Origin of the sequence: Spiroplasma sp. hy2 (assembly GCF_044714365.1) — a bacterium.
GTDB lineage: Bacteria > Bacillota_I > Bacilli_A > Mycoplasmatales > Mycoplasmataceae > Spiroplasma > Spiroplasma phoeniceum.
The window spans coordinates 1-3,542 of sequence record NZ_RXFZ02000106.1 but is presented as its reverse complement, the minus strand read 5'-3'; the positions used below and the strand labels follow the sequence as shown (position 1 = coordinate 3,542).

Annotated in this window: 4 protein-coding genes; all 4 read right to left on the bottom strand. The window is 22.3% G+C overall.

Translation table 4 applies throughout. The annotated features are described in order from the left end of the window. Window positions 1–346 precede the first annotated feature (346 nt). The 4 genes from EHV01_RS04005 to EHV01_RS03990 all read right to left on the bottom strand — a co-directional run bounded on the left by EHV01_RS04005 (window position 347) and on the right by EHV01_RS03990 (window position 3,360). Complete coding sequence (locus EHV01_RS04005; RefSeq protein WP_422066305.1) at window positions 347–871, bottom strand: hypothetical protein; 525 nt, start codon at window positions 869–871, stop codon at window positions 347–349. Between the two features lie 7 nt (window positions 872–878). Further along, the gene (locus EHV01_RS04000) at window positions 879–1,505 is read right to left on the bottom strand and encodes a hypothetical protein (RefSeq protein ID WP_422066304.1); all 627 of its coding nucleotides are present in this window, start codon (window positions 1,503–1,505) and stop codon (window positions 879–881) included. Then, window positions 1,495–2,028, bottom strand: coding sequence for a hypothetical protein (locus EHV01_RS03995; protein ID WP_422066303.1), 534 nt, complete (start codon window positions 2,026–2,028; stop codon window positions 1,495–1,497). The genes EHV01_RS04000 and EHV01_RS03995 overlap by 11 nt, the downstream gene beginning before the upstream one ends. A gap of 84 nt (window positions 2,029–2,112) precedes the next feature. Continuing rightward, a complete protein-coding gene (locus EHV01_RS03990; protein ID WP_400248717.1) occupies window positions 2,113–3,360 on the bottom strand; it encodes a hypothetical protein in 1,248 nt (415 codons plus the stop codon). Window positions 3,361–3,542 lie beyond the last annotated feature (182 nt).

The following is a 3,542-nucleotide window of genomic DNA, read 5'->3' as shown; positions in this document are numbered from 1 at the left end:
GCTTATTCATATTTTCAATAATTCATTGTTTTTGTAATCTTTTGGTATTGGTGGATTGAACAAAAATATTATTATTGCTATCAACTGCCATTTGAATACAGCATTTGGTATCAGTAAAGAAAAGTATTTTTCCTAAATCTCTAAAGTAAACAGAATAATTATATAAAGGATTTATAATTACACTACTATCTCTCCCCTTTAGGTTATCTCTTATCTTTTCTTTTTATTAATTAAGTTACCATAAAAAAATAATTTACATAAATCCTTATTTTGCCAACATAATTATTTTTATTACCCAAACAGAAAAAAAGCAATCAACTGGTTTTCCCAACAGGTTGATTGCTTTTTAATTTGTTAATTTAATTTGTTCTAAAAATTCAAATGTTTTTTTCCCAACAATAACTTTTTTTTCAATTTCTCCATCAACTTTATAAATAACTTTATTAAACAAACCATTGATATCAATACCAATCATTTGCAATAAGATAATTTCTTCATCTAAAAAGAAAATGGTTTCATCATTTACTTTAATTCATAAACTATTATTAACTAATGTTTGAATAATTAAATAACTTAAAATTAAGCCATAATTACAAATTGCCATAATTACAAATAAATAAGCAAATGTATTTGAGATATTTGATAAAGTCATTAGTAAAATATAATCAATAATAATAAAAATATTAAGTGGGGTTAAAAGCAGATAGATGGTAATAAAGATAAAAATTATCATTGCTTTTCATTTATATTCTTTAATTGCCTTATTATTTTCTTTTTGTTTTTGATAATGAATAAAAAATAAAGTATGAAAAGTATATAAAGCTAACATTAAGATTAATGAAAAAACTAAAATAATAATATGCATTTTCATTGTTTACTTAGCCTCCCCTATTTTGTTGTCATGTTTTAAAAATTGTCATTGATATTTTAACATCATTTGTAATAAAGCGATAAATTTTTTCAGTAGTACTAATAAAAAAACCGATTTGATAAAAACCATTAAGATTAAAAATACTTGGTAAAACAAAATTAATATTTTTTAATCAAATAATAAGATTTTGATCTTTAGTTTCAAAAACTAAGCGGTAATTTGTAACATAAATGGTTCCATTAATTGTTTCCTTACCATTAGTTTCCTTACCATTATTAGTAGTAAGATTTAAATAACCAGCCAAGTATTCAATATAATATTGCTCTTTCATTTGTTGAGTTAAGTAGTAGATATTTTGTTGAAGTTCTTTTGGTTTTGTTATTTCATAGCCAATAATTGGTGCTTGATAATAACAAATTTCATTTTTTGGCAATTCATATTTAATTTTAATTACGACTAAATTATCATTTAACAATGTTTGATTGTTATCAATCATTTTTTGTAGTTCATTTTTCTTTTGTCTAAAATGTTTTATTTTTTGTTGCTGGCATAAAGCTAAAATAGCAACAATAATTATTGCAACACCTAAAATAGTACTAAATAAAATAATTCCAATTAAATAATTATGATTCATGCTTTCACACCTTATAAATTAGATATGGCGTTTCTAAACCTTTTACAATAATCATAAAACGTTTTTGTTCCGTATATAAATAAAAGCCTTGATATAGAATATTATTAATTCGAAAAATACTTAATTCAAGATTATTAACTTCACTTAATGGTCAAGTTGTAGTAATGTCTTCATTTATAATTAAAATTCTTTGGTTTGTAATAAACATATGACCATTTTGAAATGGAATTTGATACATTTCTTTAATTCTTTTACCTTGCCCATAACCAACACTAATTCCATTTTCAAATGGAATTGTATATTTGGAATGAGTTTGATTATTTTTTAATTTATGTTGAAGATAAACAGTAACAGGAATATTACTAAATACTTTTTCATCTGGTTCTAATTTAAATTTAACGTTAATTTCTTGCAAAGTTAATTTTGATAAATTATTATTAATATATTCTTGATTTTTAACTTCTAGTTGTTTAAAAATTTGAAAAAAAAGTTGCTGTTTTTTTTTTTTTTTTGATAAAATCATCCTAAAAAACCAATAAAAATAAATAATAAACTAAGAAAAACTCCAATTATAATTCATCCTAAGATTGTCATTTTCATCAACTTCCTATTTTAAAATATTAATGCCATTATTAAAATTATTAATAAAAGTTTGGAGCATTAATTCTTCTGCTGAATTTCGTGGTTGTTCAAACCTATTATAATAATAAATATTAATTAAATCTTTTGTTTTTTGATTTAGTTTATCATAATATTTTTTATTAATTAAAAAATGGGTTCCTTGATTAAGGATAATACTTGATAGATAATTTTGTCATTGTTTTTCATTTTTATTTTTTTCTGCTCATTCAGCAAAGTAAGTATTTAAAATCCGATTATTTTTATGATAAATAAAATGAATTTCCCCTTTTTTCGCATTATTAACTAATCTTGTGTATAAAATTTTATTTGGTAAAAATGGATTATTCGGTGAATTAATTGCTTGAAAAGTGATTGGAGTTAATTGTGCTAATAGAATATCATTGCAGACAATTGAATGAATTTCTTTTGGCAAAGTTATTTTTTTAACAACATAGCTATATTGTTGATTATCTAAATCATTTAATAAACGTGATAATTCTAATTGATAAACTAACGCTAATTTCATAATTCGGCGAAGTTTAATTGTTAAAATCACTTGTTCAGCAACACTTAAACTATAATAATAATTAATATATGTTTCATAAACTTCTTGATGATCCACTAAATTATCGTTAATATTCATTAATAATGCTTCTAACTGCGGTACAAGTGTTTTGTTTGACTGAAGATATTCATTCAAATGTTTTTGACAAAAAACATTAAAAAAATAAGGTACTTTCTCTGTTGATGTTAAATCTAAAAAAGATGTTTTAATATTTTTAAAAAAATGTTTAGAATGATAACGATTTAAATAATAATGATTTTTACTAATATCAAGCGAATAAAGATTATGCTGACCAACTTTATTATTACATTCTTGTAAAATACATTTTTGTTTAATACATTTTTTTAAAACTTGTTGATAATGCTTTGTTTCTTGTTCAATATATTGTTCTTTTAATGTTAAGTCTCCTACTGCTTGTAAAATTGAAATATATTGAGCACGATTTTTAGTTGAATTTAATACCTTCGTTTTGCAACAGTTTGCATATTGCTCATTACTTAAACAAATACATGTTTCATTATCATCAAAAGTAAAAATTGGTCGATAATGTTTATGCAAATAATCTAATTGATCATCATCTAAATAATAACTTTTTAATAAAGCATCAAACATTGCTTGCTCGGAACTTTTAAACGTATCTTCCAACTGCTTTTCTAATCCATTTTGCATGTAAAATAATTCCCCTCTGTTGTTTATACTCTATTATAATTATAAACTTATCTAGTTAATTTTGCTATAAAAAAAAGCTTTAATTTTGTCGAAAACTCTTGATGAAATAAAAAAAATCATCAATATGACAATTTGAAAACTAATTTTGTGTAAGATTATGATTTTGCTTTAAATTTTTTAAW